General features: G+C 44.6%; 18 protein-coding genes. 3 read left to right on the top strand and 15 right to left on the bottom strand.

Annotation, left to right across the window (positions count from 1 at the left end; all coding sequences use genetic code 11):
* Nucleotides 1–166: 166 nt before the first annotated feature.
* The 4 genes from NSQ99_RS03630 to NSQ99_RS03615 all read right to left on the bottom strand — a co-directional run bounded on the left by NSQ99_RS03630 (nucleotide 167) and on the right by NSQ99_RS03615 (nucleotide 7,868).
* A complete protein-coding gene (locus NSQ99_RS03630; protein WP_340835116.1) occupies nucleotides 167–4,129 on the bottom strand; it encodes a carbohydrate binding domain-containing protein in 3,963 nt (1,320 codons plus the stop codon).
* Between the two features lie 124 nt (nucleotides 4,130–4,253).
* Complete coding sequence (locus NSQ99_RS03625) at nucleotides 4,254–5,999, bottom strand: extracellular solute-binding protein (protein WP_251666917.1); 1,746 nt, start codon at nucleotides 5,997–5,999, stop codon at nucleotides 4,254–4,256.
* 119 nt (nucleotides 6,000–6,118) lie between these two features.
* Entirely contained in the window at nucleotides 6,119–6,997 is an 879-nt protein-coding gene (locus NSQ99_RS03620) for a carbohydrate ABC transporter permease (RefSeq protein ID WP_340835113.1), read from the bottom strand.
* Nucleotides 6,998–7,013: 16 nt separating this feature from the next.
* A complete protein-coding gene (locus NSQ99_RS03615) occupies nucleotides 7,014–7,868 on the bottom strand; it encodes an ABC transporter permease (RefSeq protein ID WP_340838721.1) in 855 nt (284 codons plus the stop codon).
* Between the two features lie 246 nt (nucleotides 7,869–8,114).
* Between NSQ99_RS03615 and NSQ99_RS03610 the strand changes: the two genes are divergently transcribed.
* The 3 genes from NSQ99_RS03610 (at nucleotide 8,115) to NSQ99_RS03600 (ending at nucleotide 12,332) form a co-directional block, all read left to right on the top strand.
* Nucleotides 8,115–9,848: a sensor histidine kinase gene (locus NSQ99_RS03610; RefSeq protein ID WP_340835112.1), complete on the top strand. Its 1,734-nt coding sequence runs from the start codon at nucleotides 8,115–8,117 to the stop codon at nucleotides 9,846–9,848.
* A 126-nt stretch (nucleotides 9,849–9,974) separates the two neighbouring features.
* Nucleotides 9,975–11,585 (top strand): response regulator, encoded by a 1,611-nt coding sequence (locus NSQ99_RS03605; protein WP_340835110.1) that lies wholly within the window; start codon nucleotides 9,975–9,977, stop codon nucleotides 11,583–11,585.
* 111 nt (nucleotides 11,586–11,696) lie between these two features.
* Nucleotides 11,697–12,332, top strand: a complete 636-nt coding sequence (locus NSQ99_RS03600) for a CPBP family intramembrane glutamic endopeptidase (protein WP_340835108.1) — start codon at nucleotides 11,697–11,699, stop codon at nucleotides 12,330–12,332.
* Nucleotides 12,333–12,409: 77 nt separating this feature from the next.
* Here the strand turns inward: NSQ99_RS03600 and NSQ99_RS03595 are convergent, their stop codons facing one another.
* The 11 genes from NSQ99_RS03595 to rhaB form a co-directional block, all read right to left on the bottom strand.
* On the bottom strand, nucleotides 12,410–13,684 hold the full coding sequence (locus tag NSQ99_RS03595; RefSeq protein ID WP_340835107.1) for a TraB/GumN family protein: 1,275 nt from the start codon (nucleotides 13,682–13,684) through the stop codon (nucleotides 12,410–12,412).
* Between the two features lie 106 nt (nucleotides 13,685–13,790).
* Complete coding sequence (locus tag NSQ99_RS03590) at nucleotides 13,791–15,065, bottom strand: hypothetical protein (protein WP_340835102.1); 1,275 nt, start codon at nucleotides 15,063–15,065, stop codon at nucleotides 13,791–13,793.
* A gap of 30 nt (nucleotides 15,066–15,095) precedes the next feature.
* Entirely contained in the window at nucleotides 15,096–16,754 is a 1,659-nt protein-coding gene (locus tag NSQ99_RS03585) for an HlyD family efflux transporter periplasmic adaptor subunit (RefSeq protein ID WP_340835099.1), read from the bottom strand.
* Entirely contained in the window at nucleotides 16,754–18,976 is a 2,223-nt protein-coding gene (locus NSQ99_RS03580; protein ID WP_340835097.1) for a peptidase domain-containing ABC transporter, read from the bottom strand. Before NSQ99_RS03580 ends, NSQ99_RS03585 begins: the two co-directional genes overlap by 1 nt.
* A 17-nt stretch (nucleotides 18,977–18,993) precedes the next feature.
* On the bottom strand, nucleotides 18,994–19,386 hold the full coding sequence (locus tag NSQ99_RS03575) for a hypothetical protein (RefSeq protein WP_251666933.1): 393 nt from the start codon (nucleotides 19,384–19,386) through the stop codon (nucleotides 18,994–18,996).
* A gap of 80 nt (nucleotides 19,387–19,466) precedes the next feature.
* Entirely contained in the window at nucleotides 19,467–19,667 is a 201-nt protein-coding gene (locus NSQ99_RS03570) for a hypothetical protein (protein ID WP_251666934.1), read from the bottom strand.
* 25 nt (nucleotides 19,668–19,692) lie between these two features.
* Nucleotides 19,693–19,905 carry a hypothetical protein gene (locus NSQ99_RS03565; RefSeq protein ID WP_251666935.1) on the bottom strand — a complete coding sequence of 71 codons (213 nt, stop codon included), beginning with the start codon at nucleotides 19,903–19,905 and terminating at the stop codon, nucleotides 19,693–19,695.
* A gap of 158 nt (nucleotides 19,906–20,063) precedes the next feature.
* Nucleotides 20,064–20,930: a helix-turn-helix transcriptional regulator gene (locus NSQ99_RS03560; protein ID WP_340835094.1), complete on the bottom strand. Its 867-nt coding sequence runs from the start codon at nucleotides 20,928–20,930 to the stop codon at nucleotides 20,064–20,066.
* A 281-nt stretch (nucleotides 20,931–21,211) separates the two neighbouring features.
* Nucleotides 21,212–21,760 carry a hypothetical protein gene (locus NSQ99_RS03555; RefSeq protein ID WP_340835092.1) on the bottom strand — a complete coding sequence of 183 codons (549 nt, stop codon included), beginning with the start codon at nucleotides 21,758–21,760 and terminating at the stop codon, nucleotides 21,212–21,214.
* Nucleotides 21,761–22,162: 402 nt separating this feature from the next.
* Nucleotides 22,163–23,425 (bottom strand): L-rhamnose isomerase, encoded by a 1,263-nt coding sequence (rhaA, locus tag NSQ99_RS03550; RefSeq protein WP_340835091.1) that lies wholly within the window; start codon nucleotides 23,423–23,425, stop codon nucleotides 22,163–22,165.
* Nucleotides 23,426–24,730: 1,305 nt separating this feature from the next.
* Nucleotides 24,731–26,182, bottom strand: a complete 1,452-nt coding sequence (gene rhaB, locus NSQ99_RS03545) for a rhamnulokinase (protein ID WP_340835090.1) — start codon at nucleotides 26,180–26,182, stop codon at nucleotides 24,731–24,733.
* Nucleotides 26,183–26,232 lie beyond the last annotated feature (50 nt).

Raw genomic sequence — 26,232 nt, 5'->3', positions numbered from 1 at the left:
CGGCTTTCAAGATTCGACGTCGAATATACTAATGCGGCATCTCACCGTCATCGAAGTCGGATATTTAAACATCCCTATTCACAAATCAAAAACTGCATCTCATCGTTAGCCTAATGCTAACGTTCGAGATGCAGCTTGATTCGATGTGCTATTATGCTAAACTATTTTACTCATTCACCAATTCCTGCTCAACGCTCTCCACCGCACTGCTTAACGCAGCTCGCGCTCCTTTCAGCTCAAATTGTACGTTATCAATCGTTATGTGGTGAACATCGGCATCCTCCGTACCATTAAGATTACCAAGCAGAAACTTGAGCTGCACGTTCTCGTCACGCTCCATCGTAAATTCATAGCTAAACCTTTGCGACTCTCCCGTTAACGTAACCGGTTGATTAAGTGAACGTGCATATGCGCTGTTTTCTGCAATCACTTCAATATCGCGTGCTATGCTTGCATAAGCATCGAAGGAAACAACGTATGTTTTTCCCTTGCTGACCGGTACGGCTTCCTGGAATAGCAAAACGTCCCACGGATTTACTCCGGAATGCTCAATCGTAGCATGCAGCGCACCTCCATCTACATTAAAGCTCGCCTTCGATGGACCATCATATATCCCCTGTACATGCGTATACCAACCATCCATGCCAGCAGCAAAATCACCATTCACCGCTAGAAAGGCCTTGCTTCTTGCATCCTTTACTTCCACGCGCACATGATCAACCCATACCGTATGCTCACCAATTGCCTCTGCGCCCTCCAGCTTACCTAGCAGCAGCTTGAAGGATAGCAGTGCATCATGCTCCATCGATAGCTCAAAGCTATAGCTTTGCCAGTCTTCCGTTAGAGCAAGACGTTCTGACATATAGCGGTGATAGCTGTCATTCTCGAGAACGAGCTCAGCCTCTCTGCCTAACGAGGCTTTCGCATCCAGTGATACAACATAGGTCTGATTCTTTTTCAATTGGAGGCCAGATTGCGCAAGCATGACGTCCCATGGATTGTTACCTGTGCTCCACACCGTATATTCCAGCACTTCACCTGCAACATCCATCTTCGTATACTGATCCCAGCCGTCATAACGTCCCTGCACATGCTCACTCCAACTACTCAAGCCGTTCGTGTAGTCACCGTTTTTCAGTGGAAATTGCAGCTCTAATGGCAGCTCGCCTACATGGTTATCCGTTGTACGCACCAGCTTAATATTATCCATATACACGGAGCCTTCAACTCCACCTAGCCAAAAGGCTAGCGTCCCCGACTCGCTTACGGATTGCTCAATATTAAAGCTTGCCGTGTAGCTTGCAGCTTCCTGTGCTAGATTAAACGTGACGGGCTGACCGTGTAGCTCGCCATCCTCATTCATGAAGATCACGTCAATGCTGCGAGGCGCATCAGCGCGCGCAGTAAATGTCAGCTCGTATGCGTTGTTCTGAATTAAGCTGATACCATGCTGAGCAATTGTGACAGCATCTGCCTGCTGACCACCCTCTTCAATCGAAACATGGAGCTCGCGCAGCGACGAATCTACATTAAATGCAGCTTTCGCATCATTAGCAACGGAGGTCATCCAATACGTTAGCCGGTGAATATAACCAAGATCGAAGCTACCATTATAAATATGGTTGCCATTAGCGAGCGGCTCTTTCAATCCGTGCTCTTGATATGGATCTGGAGCATTAATCTCCTCCAGCTTCACGTTACCGATCCAAATCGGGCTTGTGCTCAGCCCCATATTAAACTCTAATCGAGCTTGCTTGTCGGTATCTGCCGTCATCTGGAACACCTTCTCATAATGCTGCAGCTCACTCGTTAGGGCGATATCGTAGTTGTCAGAGTAGACAGACCAGCCTCTCTGTTCACCGCCACCAATCTTCACCGCCATATTACGGTTCGCATCAGACTTGGCGTCAAAGCTAAGCTTATACCAGCGGCCTTTGCCGACCGTTATATGCTGAATAAGCTGAATAGAATGCGTCTCATTCCCCGCATTGCTTATCGATGCTTTAGAGAAGCGTTCCTCCTCCAACGCTTCTACAGTCAATTCACCCGCTCCACCGAATTGCTGTAGCGCAACGAAATTCCAATACTGCCCATTGAGCTGCTCACCGTCATTCGTTACCTTTGTAATCGGCTGCTCATATGCAGCGTCGTATACGTAGCTGCCATCAACTGCTTCCTTGTATGGTGCATCGATCGGCTCTGCTTCAATAGCAGGCTCCATCGGCTCCTTATACGGTCTTCCGGTTAGCTCATAAACTCGTACATAGTCGACAAGCATTTCTGCAGGCAGATCAGACTCGCCAGGCACTCTGCCACCGTCATAGTTACCACCAACCGCAAGGTTCAGAATCATATGGAACGGCTGGTCAAATGGTGCTGGGAATGCATATTTGGCAGGCTCATTCTCTCCCCAGCTATCCCAATTGTTAAGCGTTTGGAACAGCACGCCATCGACATACCAGCGCAGCTCGCCCGGCTCCCACTCTAGGCCGTATACATGATAATCGGTAATAACTTGCCCTTCAGGGAAATGATACGTTCCCGCTGAGAACTTATTGTTCGGCCAGTTGCGACCATAGTGAATCGCTCCACCGATCTCATCCAGCAATCTGCCTCTCGCTTCCATAATATCGATTTCTCCAGAAGCGGCCCATGTACCATACACGCTATGCTGCGGCATCATCCAGAATGCCGGCCATAGTCCATCACCAGCTGGAAGCTTCATTCTTGCCTCGAATTTGCCATACGTCTGTGAGAAATTAGGCTCCGTAAACAAGCGCCCTGACGTGTATGACTTACCTTCATGCTGCTCGTGCTTAGCAGTAATTTTTAGTACGCCATCTTCAACGGCGATGTTTTCCGCACGATAATACTGCTCTTCATTGTTGCCCCAGCCATCGAGACCATATTGTGAGCCGGTACCAAGCTGGTAAGCCCATTTATCTAGATCGACTCCGTTGTCATCAAGATTCGTTCCTGATCTATCAAATTCATCACTCCATACAAGTGTCCATTCATCCTTAGGTGGAGTGGTTGGTACAGGCACAGGTGTAGTTCCTCCATTCGATGATCCATCGTTTTCATCTGGCTTCGTATATGAAATACCCGCTTCATTCAACAGCTGCTCAATCGTCCCTGTCGATGCAAGCTTACTACCCTCTGCTCCCTTCATAAAGGAAAGCAATTTAATGAAGGATTCCTTATCAAGCTCAATGATCGCGTCATGCTCAACGTACAGCTCATCAATGCTCGAGCCATCTCGTATAACGACGCGAACCTTTCCTTCTAAGCGATTCACAACAATCCTATTAATTGTTGAATTCTCAATGTAGATACTGTCCGTACCGCCACCATTAATATGTAGCGTTCCATCCATGCGAACACCGTTCAGATGCACATCTCCATCGCCTACAGCTGCCGTCACATAGACATTGCCCTTAATCGTCATATGCTCAAGCGTAACACCAGCGGCTTGAATAACGAGATTGCCATCAACGGTTTGGTCTGAATACACGCCAGACTCTTGAATGAGCTCGCCTGTCAATTTATCAAGCAACGTAACCGCCTCCGCTCTAGATAGCGCTTTCATAGGTTTTAACGTACCATCACTATAGCCATTCATCATACCCGCTGCTAGCAGACGCTGCATCGCATGCTTCGCGTAGCTGCTCACCGTCTGCCCATCCGTAAAGCTCTCCAGCGTCTGAGCTCCGCTTGTTCCTGCAAGCTTGAACGCTTTTGCTAGCATGACGGCAGCATCCTGACGCTTTACTTGCTCATTCGGCTTAAAGCTGCCATCCGGATAACCGCTAACGATTCCAGCAGCTGCGGCTGCTTCAACATCAACGCGGTACCATGCTCCGCGCTCCACATCTGTAAAGGCTGCAGCTTCACTTGCTGTTGGATACTGAAGTACTGCACGCAGCAATCGCGCAAGCTGTGCTCGTGTGACCGGTTCATCTGGTCGCAAGCTGCCGTCAGGGTAGCCTCCCAGCAGACCCTTCTCCTTCCAAGTCGTCATTCGTTCAAATCCCCAGTGCTGTTCCTCGGAATAGCTGGAGCCGTAAGCTGTTGCAGGCACCAGCATGGTGAGAATAAGCAGCCATACCCAAAAGCTTCTTCGTTTCATTGATTGCTTGCTCCTCTCGTTCGGTTATAACGACCTTTAGAATAATGAACTGCATAAAAAACGACTTGCTGCTAGAAGATATTCGTCTCTAGAAGCAAGTCGCTAGTTGTTTAGGAGTTATGCATTATTGCGCGTTGTCATACCATTCATTAACTTCTTTAGTAATCTGCTCTCCGCCTGATTTCAGCCAGTTGTCTACCATCGTATCAAAGCTGTCCAGCGGCTGTTGTCCGTAAACGATTTTACTGTAGGTTTCATTAACTAGCTTGTTAAGCAGCTCATTTTTGTCCTGCATCGTTTCCGTTAATGGACCCATATAGTAGTTTTTCATACGAATATCTCTTTGCTCGACAACTACCTTCATCGCATCGATATTTTCCTTCGGACGTGAATTGAATTCTGTTTTCTCATATGGTGTTTCTGGTGCTGCACCGCTTGCCAGTTTTAGATGAGTGTCTCCATACAGACTTGGAATACGAGCTCCCTCATACGTTAGTGTGTAGTAAAGTACAGGTGCAGTTTGACCGTTAAGACCAGGGAATAGCTCTGGATGATTCGCTGCATCAGCCGTTACTGTTCCATCTGGCAGGATTGCATAGTCATAGCCCTCCGCAAAGCCATTTTCAAATTCGCTGCCTGGCTGCGGATTCGCTAGGTTATCAAAGAACCAATTATAGTAATGAAGAATCGCTTCTGGGTTAGCACTGTCTTTGTTAACGAATAGATAGCCATTCACCGGTGGGTTTCCACCTGCAGAACCAATCTTGCCATCTGGACCAGCTGGAACTGGATAAGCTTTATAGGATGCGCCTGGAACGTTAGCAAGCAGATCTGGGAACGGCCATGCTGGCAGCCAGTTGCGTCCAAACATAATACCTGCTTCTCCTTTCGTAAACAGCTCAGAGCCTGCTGTCTCATCATAAAGCGCTGAATCCTGAGAAATATAACCCTTCTCCATCCATTCCTTCAGCTTAGCAAGTGCTGTTTTAGCGTTTGGATTAATTGAGCCGTTCTCCAGTTCACCTTCAGCGTTCAAATTCCACTGACCAGGCATCGTGCCGTAAGCTCCGAATACGAAGCCAATGTCTGTCATCCACGTATTAAATCCGTTCTTAAAGCCAGTTGCTAGACCAAGCGTATCTTTTTTGTTATTGCCGTCTGGATCCTGATTCACAAATGCATCCATAACTGCTTCAAGCTCTTCAATCGTTGTTGGCGCTTTCAAGTTCAGCTTATCAAGCCAGTCTTGGCGAATCCACATCACATGATCGTCATTGTATGCATAATCGAGAATTGGCAGCGCCATTTTCTCGCCATCACGTGTAATTGGCAGCCAGATCGCTGGATCTAGTGCTAGGCCTTCCTTGTACGTGTCATTGGCATATTGCTCGACAAGATCACCCACCGGCATAAATTGACCGGAGTCAATCAGCATATTTACCGTTTCTAGATCACCGCGGTATGCAACGACATCTGGCATTTTTTCACCTGATGAAAGCATTAGGCGCAGCTTTGTTTTATACGCATCATTCGTATTCGTTACCACCCAATTGTATTTAATATCAATGCCTAGACGCTCTTTAATTAAGCGGGTATGCACGTTGTCTTCAATGCTTTCCCCTTCCTTAAATACGGCACCGTTCTCGTTAATTCCCCATACCGTCGTTAGCGTAATCGGCTCTTGATATTTACCATCAACAAAGTTATTGCTTGGTTGCTCGTTGCCTTGATTGCTCGAATTGCTATTGTTGTTCGTTGTTGTATTACCCGTGTTGCTTGTGTTCGTGCTGCCGCCATTATTATTGCCTGCACAAGCAGCAAGTACGGCTGTTAAGGACATAATAAGCAATAATGATAACCATTTTTTCATAACCATTCCCCCTATAAGTTATATTTTGGTTTATATAGCGATAATTGCTATAATTTTATCTTACTTTTTCCGTGTTGAAGTGAAAGACCATATTTTTTAGATTGATGCCAATTTCTTTGTTACTCCTTCACTGCACCTAGTATAATTCCTTTTACAAAATAGCGCTGTAAAAATGGATAAACAAGCAGAATTGGCAATGTACCAATAAAGATCTGTGCAGACTTTACCGTACGCTGAGATATGTTTTTCAGTTCATTGACATCGGGATTAATCTTGTTGAAATCCTGCTGTACAATGACGGTTTGTAAAAAGGTAGACAGCGGATATTTTCGATAATCAGAAATATACAGTAACCCATCAAACCAGGAGTTCCAATGCATAACCATCGTAAATAGCGAGATCGTAGCGATAGCCGGCATAGAAACGGGTAAGTATACACTAATGAGTGTTCGGAAATGACCGGCTCCATCGATAAGTGAAGCTTCCTCCAGCTCTCTTGGAACCGCACGGAAGAAGTTCATAAGCAGTACCATGTTAAAAACGTTAATAGCTAGCGGTAGAACGAGCGCCCACATCGTGTTCATCAGGTTCAGCTCACGAATGAGCATATAGCTTGGGACAATCCCTCCGCTAAACAACATCGTAAACAGGAAGTACCACATATATATCGAGCGGCTCTTAAAATAACCGGTATCCTTCGATAACGCATAACCGGCCAGCGTCATTACGCTCATCCCGATCACCGTGCCGAGCACGGTACGCTGCAGACCTACAAGCAGTGCATTGTGAAAGTTGGGGTTATTCAGTGTCTTTTCGTACGCTTCAAAGTTAAAGCCAATCGGCCATAGGCCTACTAGATTGGAATTGGCTGGCGCGCTTGCACTAAAGCTAACCGCTAAAATATGAATAAGCGGCAGCACGCAGGACAAGCAAATGATCGTTAATAATACATAATTGAATGCCGTAAACGCTCGATAGCTTGATGTTTTATAATACATACACTCTCATCCTTTACTAGAAGATTCGGTAACCGGCATACTTGTAAGCCATGCGATAGGAGATAACAATTAAGATCAAGCCAATGACCGACTTAAATAGCCCTACTGCGGTACCGAAGCTGTATTGCCCATTCAGAATAGCTGTACGGTAAACGAATGTATCGATAATATCGCCTTTATCATAAACAAGCGTATTATACAGGTTAAAGATCTGGTCGAAGCCGCCATTCAAGATGTTGCCTAGCGATAATGTGCCGACAACGACAGCAATTGGAATCATAGCTGGCACTGTAATATGCACGGTTTGCTTCCAGCGATTAGCACCATCCACCTCTGCTGCTTCGTACAAGGACGGATTGACACCAGCGAGTGAAGCTAGGAAAACAATCGTATTAAATCCAAAGTTTTGCCATATATCACTAACGATGACCGTAAAACGGAACCAATTGCCATTAGCCAGCCAAGGAACTGCTTCAAAGCCAAGCGAGATCAACGTGCTGTTAATAATCCCTTTGCTGCTCAGCATATCGGTTAGAATCGCACCGAGAATGACCCATGATATGAAGTGTGGCAAGTATACAAGCGTCTGGACCGTACGCTTGAACGCTGTTTTACGAACCTCATTGAGCAGAATCGCAAAAACAAAAGGCACGATTAAGCCAAATACTATTTTAAAGCTGGAAATAACGAGCGTATTCCATATGACCTCCTTACTGTCTGGGTACTGAAACATAAAATCGAAATGCTTCCAGCCTACGAACTTCGAGCCAAACAGGCCATCATACGGCTTAAAATCCTGAAATGCCATTACTAATCCGCCCATAGGCATATAAGCAAAAATAAACGTCACAATTGCTGCGGGCAGCAGCATAATATGCAGCGGCCATGTACGACTTAGCTTTTCTTTTTCCCTAGTGCGAGTACGTTTAGCTGTTGCTGTCTCGCTAATTACATTGTCCACTGTATTGCCCCCTTCCAATATTTGCGATATAATTTGTCTCTCCCGTACTATCATTCTATCAGCAACAATTTTCTTGCTACAGACCACGTTTTTTGGAACGATGCCAATTTTTTTGTCTCCTAGTTCACATCACATATGGAGAGTGGGGAACGATTGATGCGTTTACGTGAAAATACGTTTGCCAAAATTATTACCTTAATTGTGTTGTTATTAATTCCTATTATTTTACTTTACACGTTATCTATGCGAACAAGCATGCAGGTCATTGAGGAAGAGGTATACTCGCTGCAGAAGAAGGATATTGTGTTTCTCGCCGATGAAATCAATAAAAGCGTGACAACACTCACTTCGCTAGGCTTTCTACTAAGCGAGGATATACATATTCAGAAGCTGCAAACGCTGCACCTAATAGAAAGCGCTTACGAGCGCAATGATGAGCGACTACGCATTATGGAGCGTCTACGCTTGCTCAACGTATCGCAGCGCTGGGATACGCAGTACAGCATTCTTGCTCCAGCCAATAAGGAGTTTGTATCGACAAACACCTATCTTTCGTATGATCTAGATTCGGTTAAAAAGCTGCTTGCTCCGAATTGGACCTATCAGGAGATGGTGACGCAAAACATCCTACAGCAGCGCTTTGTGAGACATATTGTTAAACCAAAAAGCAAGCTATTGGATCTTGATCGAGCAGGTATTATAGTCGAAATCTCATTTCCTGAGGAGCATATTATTAAAGATCTTGATACGTTCAAAGCAACAGGCAAAGGGGACCCGTTCCTATATCATGTAGATGGAGAGACGATCCGCAACAAAAGTGCCAATGCCGAGATGATTGAAAGCATTCATCAGCTTGTCCTGGAGGGTAAGCTTAATGCGAACGGCAGCAATGATACGGTAAGCCTTGGAGGAACAAAGTACTTAGTTACCTTTGCCCCCATTCATACACTTGACTGGTATTTGGTTGATTACGTACCGATTGAAGCAATGCTAAAACCGATTATAAAAACTCAGGTACTGTTTTATGTATCTGTCGTGCTGCTGCTTATATTAGGACTGTTAGCGGCATACCTGCTCTATCGAAATGTTCAACGTCCGATTAGTCTGCTTATACGTAATGTGAAGCGGCTGCAGGAGGGGAATTATTCTACTCGAATTACGGTTAATCCGAAAAATGAATTTTCTTACTTGTTTGCTAGATTCAACGATATGGCTGCCGAAACTGAGAAGCTTATCGAGAAGGTGTATGTAGAGGAGCTGCGTCGCCGCGAAGCAAATGTAAAGCAGCTGCAATCGCAGATCAATCCTCATTTTCTATACAATTGCTTTGCTTTAATTCGTAGCTTGGCAAGGCTGGATAAGAAGGAATCCGTTATGATGATGTCGATGCACCTAGCCAAGTACTATCGCTATACGACAAGGGTGGAGAAGCTGACCTCTACACTAAAGGAGGAGCTGCAGCTGCTCGAAAGCTATCTTGAGATTCAACGCTTTCATATTCAGCATATGAATTACTCGATCGATGTACCCGATTCAATGCTGAAGCTAGAGCTGCCAAGGCTGCTGCTGCAGCCCATTGTTGAAAATGCTGTCCTGCACGGGATTGAGCAGTTTGATGGTGACGGACTGATAACGATTACCGGAGAAAGCTCAAACGGCTGGCATAGTCTCATCGTCCAAGATAACGGAGTTGGCATGAGTGAGGAGGCGCTGCAGGAGCTTGAACGAGAGTTGATGAATGTGCCTGACGATCATACAGGCTGTGCACTATGGAACATTAAGCAACGCATGCTACTGCAGTTCGGACCAAGCTCATCCCTTAGCTTCGTACGCCGAGAAGCAGGCGGCTTAACCGTTAAACTAACTTGGCAGGAGCGGAATGTAAGCTAATGGTGCTGCTGCATTAACATTGAAGATTCACATCTTTCAATCAAATGTATAGAGCTTCAAAATGTTCACTGCTTTAAACGTTCATAGCTGCATATTACATCGTTACATGACAGAGGGGGAGCATGCATGTATCAATTACTTATCGTAGATGACCAGCCTGATCTAGTAGAGGACCTGGCGACCAATATGGACTGGGAGAGCATTGGCATCAGCTCAGTATACCAAGCACATTCCGCTAATGAGGCGCTTGATACGATGAAAGCAACGCAGATCGATATTGTCATTACCGACATTCGCATGCCTGGCATATCAGGACTTGATCTCATTGATGCGATTAAAACGTCATGGAATCATGTCAAATGTATACTGCTATCCGGATATAATGATTTTGAATATGCGCAGCGTGCATTGCGGCAGCAAGCAAGCGCCTTTCTGCTCAAGCCTGTAGAGGATGAGGAGCTGATGCAGGCAGTTAAAAAGGCGATCGAGGACTTGGAGCAGCATTGGCTCGAGGTTAGCTCTCTGCACAATGCGATTAGCTCCTTAAAAGCGAATTTGCCAATTCTGCGCTCTCATCTGCTAACCACGCTATTGCATAAGCAGCTTCCTCAGGAGCAGCTGCAAAAGTGGCTTCATATGGTAGAGCTGCCACTAGACTGGGATGCCCCATGCTATATGATGCTGCTGCGTATGGAGGATTATTTCTATAAGCAAAGCGAAGAGGACAGCTCATTACTGGAATATGCGATTTGTAATATCGCCGAGGAGATTTTCTCCGAAAACTATCAGCTATGGCATGTTAAGGATAGTTATGGCTATTATGCATTTTTAATCTTTGCTTCAAGCGACGGTGATTATCGCCTTCATGCCGAGGCGATTGAGCAAAAGGCCGCACATTTGCAGCATTATGTAAAGCTATACTTAAAGGGCACTATCTCGCTTGTGCTAAGTCAGCAGCTCACGTTTCCGCAGCAGCTAACCTCGGAATACGAGCGACTGCTGCACAGCTTCAGACAGCGAATCGGCAGTGAGCGCGATTTTTTACTAACGATGCAGGCCGAGCCTGAAGTAGAGGCGGATGGCGCAGATTGCTTGACCCAATTATATACGCCGCCACTGCTGAATCATCTGCTTGAAATAGGACAATGGGAAGCTGTAGACGATAAGCTTGAAGCTATATTTATAGAGCTGGAGCAAAAACGAGGAGATTCTCACGAGCATATTGTTGAGGCCTATTATGCTATAGCTAGTGCACTGAGCTATGCGGTTCATAAAAACAAGCTGCGCATGACGGACAGCCTAGGTGCAGAATTCAACCAGCTGCTGACGGGACCAAACTTCCATACGATTATGCAGCTTCGGAGCTGGCTCGATGGAGTCATTCATGCCTATAAGCAATCGATTACTGCTCGAACGCAGCATTCTAGAACCGGAATTATCCAAAAGGTTCAAGACTATGCTGCCCAGCATCTTGCGGATGCATCACTGCAAACCATAGCTGATCATGTGTTCCTAAATGCGTCATACCTATCCAAGGTGTATAAGCTTGAAACCGGTGAGGGGATTAGTGAGTATGTTACACGGCTGCGCTTAGAAACAGCCGCTCATCTTCTGCGTACGACGTCGGAGAAAATTTATGAGATCTCCGTCAAGGTTGGCTACAATAAAACGAGCTATTTTATTAAGGTGTTCAAGGATCGCTACGGTGTTACCCCGCAGGAATTCCGCGATCAGTAGTAAGGAGCTCGGCACATTTGGATTCACGTCATATGGTTTTAATATCCAGAAATTTACGTTATACTTTAGCTTAGTACTCTAAAATTTGTGAAGGAGGAACAGCTAATCTCGATGGAACAATCTATCTCTAACAAAATATTGTCATTAACTGGTCTAGTCACGATATTTATAAGCGGAATCATTCTTTTTATATGGAAAAGAGCTGACACCCTTCACTTTTTACAGCAGCTATTTACGGTGGAGTATATTGGAACTGATCTCGTGCTCGGACTAATAGGATCGCTGGTGCTGCTGATTCTATTAGGTGCGCTAATTGTCACGAAGAAGGCGCATCTTCCGAATACTAATGGTGTCAACGACCTTGTAAATATTCTTCATACCTCAAAATCAAGTATATATACGATCAGTATACTAACGGTAGCTGGAGAAGAGCTGCTCTTCCGCGGTGTTCTGCTCTTGATGCTTACAGCCTTCCTACCAGGCTGGCTGTCGGTGCTACTGATTACGATTGTATTTACAGCCATGCATTATAAGAATCAATATGAGGGACAGCCTTATTTGCTAGGCTATCTATGTATAATGAGCTTGATTACTGGGTTTATAACTGTGGAGCAGCAGACACTGTGGAGCGCATTAATGATACATGCTGTAAGTAACTTCGTAACGTCGATCTTAATTAAACGGAATATTATTAAAGTAGAGGCAGCGTTGCCTGCTTCAAAGCAGTCTATTGAGCACTCACAGTAGAATCGGGTTTGTATAGAATAAAGAGGGCATAACCATAAGCGTTCGACGCTTGCTGGTTATGCCCTCTTTTATTAAAACTAGATTCTAGTTACCGTATAGCCCTTTTCCTTCAGCAAGGTAACCAAGCCTTCTTCACCTAGCATATGAAGATATCCCGTAATAATAAAATACGATTCCTTCTTCTCGTTATTCAAGTAGCCTTCGATTTTTTCGATCATGCCAGCATGACGATTAGTCAGCATCTTTTCATACAGCTCTGGGCTTTCCTTCATAGCGGAAATCAGCTCCTCAAGCCCTGCATCATCACCACTAACCCATAGATCGATAAGCACATCTAACGCAGGCTCCTGTGTATCACTCGTTACATTGACACCATAGATGCTATCCAACACTTCCTTCAGTTGCTGCTCTTGAAGCTCCTTGGAGTAGCTATCGAACATATTAAACTGCAGCAAATACGTTTCGAGCTCTAGAATAGACTTGTTTGCCGCTTGAGCTCTGCTCAAATAGTACATGTCAATGCCCAGCCCGCCCTGATAACCTGCTACTGCAGCTTGATAGTTAATCAGGTCCAGATATACTGCCCAAGGCTTAAATGTATCGTAGGCGTTTGTCTCCAGCCCTAGAGCTGTAAGAAGTTGTTGAATACGTGCATACGTTTCTGCCGATACATGATCCTTCAACGTTGTTCCGTCTGTAAAGGTTTGTAGAGCAGCAATTTCCTTCGCTACCTTTTCATCAGGTGCCTGAGTCGTATTAACCTCAACGACAAGATGATCTGCGTTATCGAAAGCCTCTTCAATCTCATCGCGTAGTGGGTACATTCCAGCATCACCTAGATGTACAGAGCCTAGTAGATGAACCTCTACTCCATCCTTCTCTACCTTCCAGAAATACCCTTTAGTAGCTTCCTTGGTAAGTAATACGGACTGTGATGCCCGATCCCATTGCACCTCGTAATCAATCGCTTCACTTATGAATCTAAGCGGCACATAGGTCGTACCACGATAAACCTTTGGAGCAACAGTTAGTTGCGTCTCGACTCCATTCACATAACCCGTAGCATTGCCAATCTGTAGCGCAACTGAAAAGCCATACTTTTCTGCTAGAACAGCTTGATTCGGATGATCCCATGCAACAGAATATCCAAGTGTTTCTAGCATCGCACGTGCTGGAACAAGCGTAGTCCCCTTCTCAACGATCACTTCATTCTCATTGAATTCTACCTGTTCTCCATTAATCCATACGGTAACAGGCTTGTCTGCCGTTTTAGCTTGTTCTTGTGCCTGAACACCTGTAGCGAATACAAAAACCATAATTAATGCGGCGAGTAGTGCGGTCAGCTTCTTCATTCAATTCTCCTCTTTCTATAATAGATTGATAGCATAGATATATACAGTTACTTCTAAATTTAACAAAAATATATTAATATTTCAACCTAAAATTACCATTTACTAGCTACTGCAAAACACCTAGCACAGCAATTCTCTCTTTTTCTTGCCATCTGAACCATTCCAGCTTGCTCTTCTCTAGATTAAACTGTAATCGAGCCAGTTCATGGCTAACCGCTTCATGCTCTCTTGTAGAAATGCTGCCCAGCGTCAAGAGCTTGTCAGCATCCTTCAGCTTTGAGCTAAGCAACGTATGCTCAGTCTCTAATTGCTGGATTCTATGCTCTATCGTCTCTTTTTCATAGCTGAGCATTTCAGCCTTCTGCTGCAGCCAATCCTCAAGCAAGGTCACGCGTTCCGTTTCAATCTTCAACAGTGCATTCAAATATTTGTTCATTCCGCTCGTTTGTGCTTCCTCAAGCTTAGTTTTTATCTGATTAATGCTTTTTTCTGCCTTCACATATTCGATCTGCTTCTTAATATCAACAACAGCTTCATCATCTTGACCGTCTAGCTTCACCTCGTCTATTGCTGGCAGAATGATAGAGTCCTCCGCTTTTATCCCTAAGCTTTGCTTGAACCGCTGCTTCTGCTCACTTTGCTGTCTGCTCAATTGCTCTGCACTTTTCTTATATTGGATAGCGGAGTGCTTAGCCTGTTCAACATCCTTCGCCGTAGATAGTCCAAGCTGATATAGCTTCTCAGTATCCTTGTAGGCTGTCTCTGCTATCTGAACCTCTAGCTGTGCAGCACGAATATCGATGGCTAGCTCGATGAGCTCATAGTAATGACTGAGCGCAGTATATTGTGCAAGCAGCACCTGCTTATCTTGCTCTAGCTTAGCGATCTTAAGCTGATGCGTCCCATTATTTATCTCTTCTCCAAGCGCTCTCACCTGCGTAAGCCATTGCTGATGCCCTGCTATATATTCATAGTTCGCCTGTGTTTCCATCATCTCATTCATAGAAGCATTAATCATCGATTGAATCATTAATGCACCATCAACTTCACTTTTTTCCGCTTCTGATAAATCATCGTAGCCGGGTACGAGCGCTCGAAGCTCGTCTAGCTCAGTCGGTAATGATTGTAGTTCAGGCTTGCTATAAGCACCTAGCTCAATCCGCTGATCATTGGCATAAAACAGCTGTGCCTCATTGGCTTTAACCTGCAAATTCTGTTCCCTAACTGTCATATCGTTTTTGGCTGCCAGCTCAAGAATCTTCTCTCTAGTTAAGGAGATTGTCTCACTCTTCCATGCTGCCGAAGCCTGCTGAGCAGAAGAGAGCAGAAGGGCAATGGCAACCATCGCAACACAGCTCACAGCACAAGCTTTGCGTAGCATTGCAACTACTTGTCTGATGTGAATCCCCTCCTAATCTCTTAAATTTATTTTCTCTAGCAAATAATGAATAATCTTTTTCGAGTCTGTAACGACATAGGCCTCTGCGGTCATCCCTACTCGTAGTTCACCGTTTTCCCCCTTGCGGTTCACGAGCGGGGTATTCGAGATCGAAGCCTCTACGGTGTAATAGCTTCTTCCATCCTGCTGGATGGTAGAATCAGTACTGATAGACTGAACGGTACCGACCAAGGAACCGAAGCTTTGTTTTGGGAAGGCATGAAAGTTCATATCAACCTCTTGACCTACGGCAATTTGTCCGATCTCATGGTTCGGAACGGCTATGCTCATTTTGTACATCGATTCATTGACGGGAATGATGGAGAGCAGCTCTTCACCAGGCTGAACAATGTCGCCGCTATTCAGCTCCTTCACCATGTGAACCATACCTGCTATCGGTGCATGAATGCTTTGCTTATCGATAGCTAACTGCAGCTGATCAATCTGATGACGAAAGGATTGAATAGAGTCCTTCTTCTCCTCCAGCGTTGCTTCAATCTGAACCAAACGATCTAATCGAAACTTTTCCAGCTCAATCGTTGATTGTTGGCGCGTACTATCGCTTTGCTTCTGCAAATTATTTACCTGCTCCTGTAGCTTGTCCTCCTCTAGCTGTAACGATTGATGCTCTAGAGATACGAGCGAGTCCTGTCCACTGAGCTGGCTTAGCAGATGCCGTGTTTCTTTTATCTTGTTCTCGTAATCATTGATCTGAGACTGCACACCTAGCAACGCTTCCTGCTGGAATTGAGTAAGCTGCAGCTTAGCAGCCTCAACTTGCAGTTTTTCAGCTTCCAGCTGTGAGGCGGGCACAAAGCGTTCGCCAAGAGCAATTGACTGCTCCACCTTCTTTTCACTTTCGCTAACAGCAGCTTGCAGCTCATGGAGTGTAAGCATATATTGATTGTATCGTTCTTCTCTTAACAGGTCGCTTGCAGGAAGCTGGTTATTCTCCTCTTCCATAGACAGCATTAATTGCTGTTCTCCGCTAAGCTCCTTTTCCAGCTCCTCGATTTGCCTATTGTAATCAGCGATGGATTGATTGTTCTTTTTACTAGTCGCCCGCTGATTTAACGTTATTCCTTCCTTTGCAAGCAATGACTCGCCTGTCGCTTGCTTAAGCTGCTCAATGCTGGAATGATACTGAAGCTCCTTCTGGGCATACTCCAATAAATATTGCTCAACGAGATGGTAATAAACCTTCTCTGCCTCATCCTTCTCTTGGAACAAATTAATATGACCCTCAACGCTGTCTCGATATCGCTTAAGCAGCTCTACATCCTGCTCCAATCTGGCTAGCTCGCTCTGATTGGATGTTAAATCAAGCTTTAGGCTCTCATGCTCCAGACTCATAAGTAGATCACCTGCTTCGACCCACTGACCTTCCTCTACATGATAAGACTCGACTGTGCCAAGCACGGTAGATTGAATATTGCTTACCTTTTCATTCGGACGCACAATTCCTGAAGCTTTAGCGACCTCATCGATCTCGCCGAAAAACGACCACGTTAAGCCAGCGCCAATGATGAGCAGCAGTAAAACGATAAACGTGGTTATAGCTGGATGTGTTCGTGCCTCTAAAATCTCTCTGCTATCAGACATCTCTGACATGTCGTGCATGATGACTCTCATTACATACCACCTACCCCTACAGGAATTTTCTCCGTAACGGCAGAAGCGTTCTCTATTCCTGGAAGCTGATCCTTCCAGAGCTCATAATATTTACCTTGTTTAGCGATTAGCTCCTCATGCGTACCTTGCTCCAAAATTTGTCCCTGATCCATAACATAGATGCGATCACAACGCATAATGGTACTAAGGCGATGCGCAATAATAATCGTCGTTAAATTACTGAAGCTGTTAATCGTATCGGATACTGCTTTTTCAGTGATGGAATCAAGGTTACTCGTTGCCTCATCCATAATGAGAATGTCTGGATTTTTAAGGATAGCCCTTGCAATGGCTAGTCTTTGCTTCTGTCCACCAGAAATGTTCGTTGCATTCTCCTCCAGCAACGTCTGATAGCGAAGTGGAAAGCTATTAATGAACTCATGCGCCCGCGCTTGCTTGCACGCTTCAATAATATGCTCGAGATCGACTGAATCATCGACTCCTAAACGCAGATTATCCATGATTGTCCCACTAAAAAAGAAGGTGTCCTGGGGGATATATGCGATTCGTTCCCTTAACGAATCCAGATGAATGTCACGAATATTGTGTTCGTTAATAAGAATCTCGCCCTTCTCATGCTGATAAAATTGCATAAGCAGCTTAATGAGCGTTGTTTTCCCAGAGCCACTTTCTCCTACAAATGCGATCTTCTCCCCTTGCCGTATCGTCAAATTGATTCCCTGCAGCGTTAATTCTCTCGTTCCGTAGCGGAAATCAACATTCTGCAGCTCAATGTCTCCCTTCAAGCTGGCAGGCTGCAGCTTGTTGTCCTCCTGCTCTCCCTTTTCAGTCTCTAGGTCGAGAATTTCACCCAATCTATCCGCTGCAACGACAGCTGTCTGCACGGTAGGCTGTAAATTGATCAAGTTCTGAATCGGATCAAGAAAGTAAGCTAGCAGCGCGTTGTAAGTAATGAGCTGGCCCATCGTCATATGGCCCTTCATCACTTGAACGGCACCAACCCATAAAATAACGACACCTCCAACGTACTGGACGAGTCCTTTTAGCGATCCTTGCACATTATTAAAAACACCAAACTTAAAGACTGATTTAAGGAAGCTTACGAATTTTTGCTCGGTTTCAAAATTAGCCTTGCCCTCCGCGTGATAAGCCTTAACGGTTTCAATACCGTCAATTGACTCTACAATATACGAGGTTAGCTGTGCATTTTTCTCCATCTGTTCTCGGTTAAGACGATCAAACGGCTTATGGAAGCCCCATACTAATCCAATATAGATGGGAACGAGCAGAAGAGTTATGCCAAACAGCAATGCGCTTTGCGAGTAAAGAATAGCTCCGCCGGCAATAACCATTAATATATCAATCATAATTGTGAGCGTAGCACTAGAGATGGCATCTCTGACCTTGGATGCATCCATTAAGCGTGAAATGATCTCCCCTGTTTTTCGTGCACCAAAAAAGCTCATAGGAAGCTTTAATACATGGTGGTAATAGCCGAGTATGAGGGATATGTCCAGCTTTTGGCTTAAATATAAGAGCAAATGTGATCGAAAGGCGTCTAACAACACCTTAAAGAGGTATAGAACGATAATGCCAATCGACAGAATATGAAGTGTTTTTTCCATGTCGTACGGTAAAATCTCATCAAGCAAAAACTGAAAATAGAATGCGCCTAGTATACCTAGCACCGTAAAGAGCAGTGACGCTAAAAATATGCCGAATATCATTCGCTTCTGTGGTAGCAATAAGCCAAAAAAACGTGCAAATAGCCCCTTCGTCTCGTTACCTTTACGAAACTGAGGGGTTGGAACCATTAAAATCAGCACGCCTGTCCAAATATGAAAAAAATCTTCTGGCGTATATTTAACAAGCCCTTTAGCCGGGTCAGCTACAAGGACTTCTGTTTTCGATATTTTATGAATAACAACATAATGCAGCAGTGTTTCATCAATGACGACATGGGCTATAGCTGGCAGTGGGAACTCACTGAAAAATGCCTCCTGATCACCTTTAACGCCTTTTGCCGTAAAGCCAAGTTTTTCTGCAGCCTTAACCAAGCCATAAGCATTTGTCCCCTGTCTGTCCGTTCCTGCAACCTCACGAATTTTAGAGATCGGATACTTTAAACCATATTGAAGTGAGATGGTTGCTAGACAAGCAGCCCCGCAGTCCTTAAGATCCTGCTGCTTAATACAGTGATAACTGCCAGTAAAATGTAGCATCGTTTGCTCCTTATTCGTTACTCCACTGATTTATTATTTAGCTTGTTCATCCTTCTACGGAATATCATCATCACACTATCTACGACGATAACCGTCAGCACTAAAACATAAATATATGTATTTACGAGCTCTGCTAATTCGAGCAATACTAGTCCAATAATCATGAGGAGTCTAACTAAACTAATTGAAAAGTGAAACTCACTAAACTTACTGTTATGTACTCTATCACTCTCAAACAATATTAATTTTCCATCGTTACATATGGAGTATATTAGGAAATTGATATTATATAACCACACAAAGATTAGCCAGCTAGAAACCGAGCCTTCTGACCAATATTCAACAGTTATAATGGCACTCATCGCAAGTGCAGTTAACGCCCATAACACCGTGCCTTTATTTTTTATCAAATGAGTTTCCTCCTATGAATAGAAGAAATCATGACACAATATATGCGACATGATTTCTTCTATAATTTATGAGCTAGGCATTACTTGCGAGTAAGATCCCAACCGATCCAAGCTCCAGCACCAACAGCGGCTGCAGCAGCTGCTTTACGAACAGCTGGAACCTTTGAAAGAGCAATAACGCCTCGAGCAGCTAGAACGACTAGACCGCCAATGCCTCCGTTAACTGTAGAAAGCTCTTCCTTACTCATCTCTACCATACCTTTAGTTTGTAGCTTATCCATTTCCATACCTCCTTTTCGGCTATGATTATTTACCTCTTACCTTGTTGTAAACATAACCGCCAACCGTTCCAACTGTGATTCCCGCTCCAACATATTTCACGCCCGCCACTACCGCTGCTCTAAACGCTGTAGAAGCTGCCAAATAAGCAACGCCCTTTACCGCTAGATAAGCTAAAGCGATCACGCCTCCATTGGTTTGTTGCATTTCTGATTTGCTCAATTCAGTAAATTTACTCATTCCAAATCCCTCCCATTTCGTTAACTAATATTGGCCAAAGCTGAAGTGACCCTAGCATTATGTACTTGCCTATTACAAGTTAACATAGCTTTTCATTTCATAATATATCCCAAATTAGACATTTGGTGTTAATTGATTGTAAACGAGTAATTATATATTTACACGATCATAAGCACATAAGAATTCATCATTCCAATTAAAAACTTTCTAATGAATTGCCCTTTATCTGATACTTCAGCCTTGCGATATACATTTTTTATGACGTTCCTAACAGTGCCTTCGGTCAATCCTAGTTCGCTAGCAATTCTCAGCGCACTATAATTATTCATCCACAAATACCCGATCTCTTTTTCTCTTGGGGATAAGCGGTACTGTTGGAAACGGTCGTAGACAACGGCCTTGCTGCTTGATGATGATTGCTTCTCCAGCTCTTCCTCAATATACTTTAGCGTCATCGAAAATAGTGCTGCCATTAAGAGATGATCTTCCTCCATCGAGAACGACATACCCAAATAGCCGATAACTTCGCCATTTTCACGTACAGGACTACAGAAGCAATCGCAATCCTTAACTACGTTGAAATCATGCTCGGCTCCGCTTCCATATACCCAGTCCTTCATTTGCATGGAAAAGCTGATTGCATTTAGCCCTGCATGTTGAACGGTAAAGACAGAGCCTTCACCTAAATTGTGCTGCTGATCGAGTGATCGAATGAGCTCCTGCGGTCCAGTAAGTGATAGAACAACCCCATCTGGCGTTGTAAAAACAAAAAGGATCGATTTAATCATGCTTGCATATGCATTCTCGCAATGCTTTTTCACCGTATCCATATATAACTCATTATTTTTGTAATAATGATGTAGCTGTATTCCACTTAGTCTTTCTTTGAAAGTTATTTGGTTATAGTAATGTGGCTCTGACTGCCTATATGTTTCACAATCCTTCAATAGCTTAATGTCTAACGATGTAATGGTTCTCCAGGGCTGTTTAACCTTTTCCGTTTCAACTTCAAACGTAATAGCCAAATCCTCAGCTCCTTTATGTTTTCATCTGTATCTCAATAACTATTGATGTGAGAAATTAACAATATATAATATAACAGGTTATCGTTAATATAACAGGCAATCGATATAAATTGGTTAATTTATCCTAATTCGCATAATTTCTATCATAAATGTATCGTTGGTAGTAGTTTTTTACTAGTTATGTATATATGTTTTTATTTTTTTGTCGATTTATTTCATGGTTTTTAATTTCATGTAAAAAAAGACTGCGGCTGCAGTCTTTTTCACAAATTTATTAGACATTATTCGGCATACTTCTTCGTCCATTGTGCAAGCCATTCACTATAACTAAGTCCAGTTATCTCCTCTTGAGTCTTTCCGTCTATAGAATAGACGCCTCCCATTAAAAAATCCCCATCCTTCCTTACCGGATATGAATAACCACCAAACACTTTCCCTTCTGATAGCATGACTTTAGTATGATACTCGTACGCTGAGCTTTGATCAGCAGAGGCATACGTGTGCTCCAATGGGTGTCCTGACACGATAAAACCATAATTAGTAACTAGTTTGCCAATATATTGTTCTGGCTCTACCTCTTGAACAGACCATATATTCATATACAGATGTTCGGTAAGCTTCTCTTCGTGCAGGACATATGCATCCGACTCACCTAAAGCAGTGACGATCTTATAGCCTTTCGCTTCGAGAGCAGCAGCCGCTATGCGCTCATCGCCTTGCAACTCGGACTCAGCCTCGCTTGAGCAGCCGGATACAAGGAGGAACATTAGTGCTGCCGCAAGCAGCATGATGACATTACTTTCGCTTAATCGGTGATACCTATTCGTCATATTCATGGTGTCCTCCTAAACATTTATAAGTGAAGCTGTAAAGTGATGTTTAGCTTACTTTCGGCAACTTTAATTCGTCGCCCAATCTTCACCCAATATAAGATTACCATATTCTTCTATATGATTGATTGAAATAACTTTAGAGGCTACTTCATTTTCTTATTAGGTATAATCACACCATTCATCACACCATTCTTTCTAGTAGACATTAAGAAAGCCGTTCTCATTCTATGCTGGAAAGTTGGGAGTAACTCCCTAACCAGTACATAACTAGAGAACGGCTTTATGTTTTCTGAAAAAGAATAATCGATTAATGCTTAATGATTGACCTAAGTCGTAACTACAGATCTACTATTTATTGAATATAACTACGGAACCAGCGACAGCTCTATCATGCCACCACTACTGCACCCGCTTCAGCAGTACTTCCTGCTCATACGTCTTCACTTGCTGCAGCCACTCTTCACGCACTGGCACACCAGCTGTTGCGCAGTAATAATCCCATACGGCGCCGAACGGGTAAGACTTGAACTCCTCGGTAATGGCAAGACGAGACGTGTAGTCCTTATTCAGCTCAGCCTCACGCAGCTGCTCCACTGGCTCTAGCATCGCTCGCAGCAGCGCTTTGATTGTATTACGCGTACCAATTACCCAAGCTGCGACATGATTAATGCTGCCATCGAAGAAGTCTAGTCCAATATGTGTTCTATCGAGCAGCTCACCACGCACCAGCTCACGTGCAATATCCAGCAGCTCATCATCCATAATAACTACGTGATCACTATCCCAGCGTACAGGACGGCTTACATGCAGCAGCAGCTCATCAATGTACATCAAGATGGAGGAGATTTTGTTGGAAATCACCTCTGTTGGATGGAAATGTCCTGCATCTAGACAAAGCGCTTTGTTGTTGGCAATGGAATAACCCATATAAAATTCATGCGAGCCCACTACATAGCTTTCTGAACCGATCCCGAACAGTTTGCTTTCCACTGCATCTACATTGTACTTCGGATCAATCGGCTCAGCGAAAATTTCATCTAGTGATTGCTTCAAGCGCTGACGCGGAGCTAAACGATCAACCGGAATATCCTTGTAGCCATCGGGCACCCAGAAGTTAGTGACACAGGTTTGACCTGTCTCCTTACCGAAATATTCAGCAATTTTGCGCGAGGCTTTGCAATGGTCGATCCAGAACTGACGGATGCTAGCATCTGGATGGCTTAGCGTAAAGCCATCGTCTGCCTTGGGATGCGAGAAACACGTCGGATTAAAATCAAGTCCAAGCCCTTGCTCCTTCGCCCATTCCACCCAATTAGCAAAATGCTTTGGCTCTAGCTGATCGAGGTCGACCTTCTCATCGGTATCTGCATAGATCGCGTGCAGATTTACCTTATGCTTTCCCGGAATGAGTGACAACGCTTTCTCCAAATCTTGACGAAGCTCTGTAGGTGTTGATGCACGTCCGGGATAGCTACCCGTAACAGCTATGCCACCGCTTAATGATTCGTCCTTGAACAAAAAGCCTTGCACATCATCGCCTTGCCAGCAATGGATCGAGACCTTAATGTTTGCTAGCTTCTCTAGCACACGTTCTACATCAATACCGTGTCTTGCATACATTTCCTTCGCCAGCTTATAGCTGTCAACAACGCTTTGATCCATGGATACGCCTCCATTCTATTTATGGTTTGTACATTCAGCGCTCCGCTTACCTTCTCTACGCTCGGACCTTCCTTCGTCAGGAGGTCGCTTTAGAGATGGTAAGCTCCGCTGGTGCTGGAAATACTTCTTCGAGCCTTAACCCTTGGTAGCATTACATCATCAATTTCAGCGCTACGCTTACCTTCTCTACACTCGAACCTTCCTTCGTCAGGAGGTCGCTTTAGAGATGGTAAACTTCGCTGGTGCTGGAAATACTTCTTCAAGCCTTAACCCTTGGTAGCATTACATCGTCAATTTCAGCGCTACGCTTACCTTCTCTACGCTCGGACCTTCCTTCGTCAGGAGGTCGCTTTAGAGATGGTAAGCTCCGCTGTAGTTGTTGTTAGTGTACCAAAGAGCTTTTTGGTCGCTAATAGAAAATAAGTAGCGCAGCGTACGATATTGGTACGTGAGCAACGGAGTTTTCGCTAGCGTGCAAGACTCGACGTCGAATACACTACAACGCAATACATCGTCATCAAAGTCGGACTTTTTTAACTACCCTTCCAATAGAGGTTAAAAAATTCGGCTTTCAGCGCTACGCTTACCTTCTCTACGCTCGAACCTTCCTTCGTCAGGAGGTCGCTTTAGAGATGGTAAGCTCCGCTGTAGTTTTCGTTAGTGTACCAAGGGGCTTGGTCGCTAGTAGAAAATAAGGAGCGTAGCGTACGTACTTGGTACGTGAGCACCTAAAATGTTTTCGTGAAAAACATACTACGAAAGCATAAACTTTCGGTTGAACTCCATATTCGCCGTCGAATCAGCTTCCATTGAAGTAACATCGTCATCAAAGTCGGATCTTTTTAACTACCCTTCCAATAGAGGTTAAAAAATTCGGCTTTCAGCGCTCCGCTTACCTTCTCTACGCTCGGACCTTCCTTCGTCAGGAGGTCGCTTTAGAGATGGTAAGCTCCGCTGTAGTTTTTGTTAGTGTACCAAGGTGCTTGGTCGCTAATAGAAAATAAGGAGCGTAGCGTACGATATTGGTACGTGAGCAATGGAGTTTTCGCTAGCGTGCAAGATTCGACGTCGAATACACTACAACGCAATACATCGTCATCAAAGTCGGACTTTTTTAACTACCCTTCCAATAGAGGTTAAAAAAATTCGGCTTTCAGGACCAAGAAGATGGGGTGAAACTAGAAAATAAGGAGCGCAGCGTACGTACTTGGTACGTGAGCACCGCAGTTTTCGGTTGAACCCCATATTCGCCGTCGAATCAGCTTCCATTGAAGTAACATCGTCATCAAAGTCGGATCTTTTTAACTACCCCTCTAGGTTGCGCCAACGTTGGAGTACCTGTTCTAATTTGTCCTGCCCCCGTGGTCCATAGCTTACAACGTCAAAGGAATCAGCAATAAGGCTGCGTGCTTCTGTCACTCCATCCAGCTTGCCGCAGGCTATTAGCTGTACGACGAGATTGCCTATTGCAGTTGATTCTGTAGGGCCCGCCTTTACTTCTCGCTGGATCAGATCAGCGGTTAGCTGACAGAGCAGTCCGTTGTTCGCTCCACCGCCAACGATATGAAGCACTTCTGGCTTTCTTCCTGTCAGCTGCTCAAGCTCATTCATATAGTCGTAGTACGTTAACGCGAGACTATCAAATATCGTTCGAGCAATGGCGCCAGCGGTTTGCGGTACAGCTTGCCCTCTCTCACGGCAATAATCCTGCAGCTCCTGAATCATATGCTCCGGATTAAGGAAGCGCGTATCATTGCAGCGCACAAGCGACTGGAATGGCTGCTCCTTAGCTGCTAGCTCCACAAGCTCAGCAAAGCTGTATTCATTGTTCTGCAGACGACGAACCTCTTGAATCATCCACATCCCCATTATGTTTTTCAAAAAACGAAAGGTGTTATATGCGCCCCGTTCATTCGTATAATTTAGTGCCATCGCCCGCTCATCATGCAGCGGCTGCTGCAGCTCCATGCCAAGCAATGACCATGTCCCGCTGCTAATAAATGCCCAAGGAATAGACTCAGCGGCCGGCACACCAACGACAGCCGATGCGGTATCATGCGTTGGTACTACGATGCACTCACAATGAGGCAGCTCTCCGCTCTGCTGCAGGCTTGACTGAAGCGGACCAAGCGTGGCGCCTGGCTCTATTAATGGAGCAAACTGCTCACGTCTTACGCCAACGAGCTCCAGCAGCTCATCGTCATACTGCCCCGTTGCCAAATGAATCATTTGACTCGTTGAAGCATTTGTTGCTTCATTCATTCGTTTTCCAGTCAGACGATAATATAAATAATCAGGAATATATAGGATCTGTGCCGCTTCCTTCAGCTGCTTGTCGTCATGGACATACAGCTGATACAGCGTGTTGAACGGCAGCTCCTGTATGCCCGTTTTGCTATAGACCGCTTCACGGGTAATATGCTGATGGAGCTGATCAGGAGCACCATTCGTACGTGCATCACGATATGCGTATACATCATGAAGTCGTTCGCCCTGATCATCCAGCAGCACATAATCGACCGCCCAAGTATCGATACCGAGCGTGCAGCGATCAATGCCTGCTTGCTTCGCTTTACGCAGTCCTATTAAAATCTGTTGGAACAGCTGCTCAATATCCCAATAGTCATGATTGCCCTTGCGTTGAAATCCGTTAGCAAAACGATGCAGCTCCTGTAAGACGAGCTTGCCTTGCTCGAGCCTGCCATGTACTAATCGACCGCTCGATGCACCGATATCGACTGCAATATGATCGTTCATCGCGCCCTCTCCTTATTGAAGATAATGGACTTAGTGCTCCATGCACGTCA

It is taken from the genome of Paenibacillus sp. FSL W7-1287, assembly GCF_038004245.1.
GTDB classification, from domain to species: Bacteria; Bacillota; Bacilli; order Paenibacillales; family Paenibacillaceae; genus Pristimantibacillus; species Pristimantibacillus camelliae.
This window is presented reverse-complemented; position numbering and strand designations above follow the sequence as displayed.

Bases quoted from the DNA above. Each gene is read 5' to 3' on its own strand.
- NSQ99_RS03580 (WP_340835097.1), bottom strand. From the start codon at position 18,976: ATGCTACATTTTACTGGCAGTTATCACTGTATTAAGCAGCAGGATCTT.
- NSQ99_RS03605 (WP_340835110.1), top strand. From the start codon at position 9,975: ATGTATCAATTACTTATCGTAGATGACCAGCCTGATCTAGTAGAGGAC.
- rhaB (WP_340835090.1), bottom strand. From the start codon at position 26,182: ATGAACGATCATATTGCAGTCGATATCGGTGCATCGAGCGGTCGATTA.
- NSQ99_RS03565 (WP_251666935.1), bottom strand. From the start codon at position 19,905: ATGAGTAAATTTACTGAATTGAGCAAATCAGAAATGCAACAAACCAAT.
- NSQ99_RS03615 (WP_340838721.1), bottom strand. From the start codon at position 7,868: ATGCTGCTGCCCGCAGCAATTGTGACGTTTATTTTTGCTTATATGCCT.
- NSQ99_RS03630 (WP_340835116.1), bottom strand. From the start codon at position 4,129: ATGAAACGAAGAAGCTTTTGGGTATGGCTGCTTATTCTCACCATGCTG.
- rhaA (WP_340835091.1), bottom strand. From the start codon at position 23,425: ATGGATCAAAGCGTTGTTGACAGCTATAAGCTGGCGAAGGAAATGTAT.
- NSQ99_RS03625 (WP_251666917.1), bottom strand. From the start codon at position 5,999: ATGAAAAAATGGTTATCATTATTGCTTATTATGTCCTTAACAGCCGTA.
- NSQ99_RS03610 (WP_340835112.1), top strand. From the start codon at position 8,115: ATGCGTTTACGTGAAAATACGTTTGCCAAAATTATTACCTTAATTGTG.
- NSQ99_RS03570 (WP_251666934.1), bottom strand. From the start codon at position 19,667: ATGGATAAGCTACAAACTAAAGGTATGGTAGAGATGAGTAAGGAAGAG.
- NSQ99_RS03620 (WP_340835113.1), bottom strand. From the start codon at position 6,997: ATGTATTATAAAACATCAAGCTATCGAGCGTTTACGGCATTCAATTAT.
- NSQ99_RS03600 (WP_340835108.1), top strand. From the start codon at position 11,697: ATGGAACAATCTATCTCTAACAAAATATTGTCATTAACTGGTCTAGTC.
- NSQ99_RS03590 (WP_340835102.1), bottom strand. From the start codon at position 15,065: ATGCTACGCAAAGCTTGTGCTGTGAGCTGTGTTGCGATGGTTGCCATT.
- NSQ99_RS03595 (WP_340835107.1), bottom strand. From the start codon at position 13,684: ATGAAGAAGCTGACCGCACTACTCGCCGCATTAATTATGGTTTTTGTA.
- NSQ99_RS03585 (WP_340835099.1), bottom strand. From the start codon at position 16,754: ATGAGAGTCATCATGCACGACATGTCAGAGATGTCTGATAGCAGAGAG.
- NSQ99_RS03555 (WP_340835092.1), bottom strand. From the start codon at position 21,760: ATGACGAATAGGTATCACCGATTAAGCGAAAGTAATGTCATCATGCTG.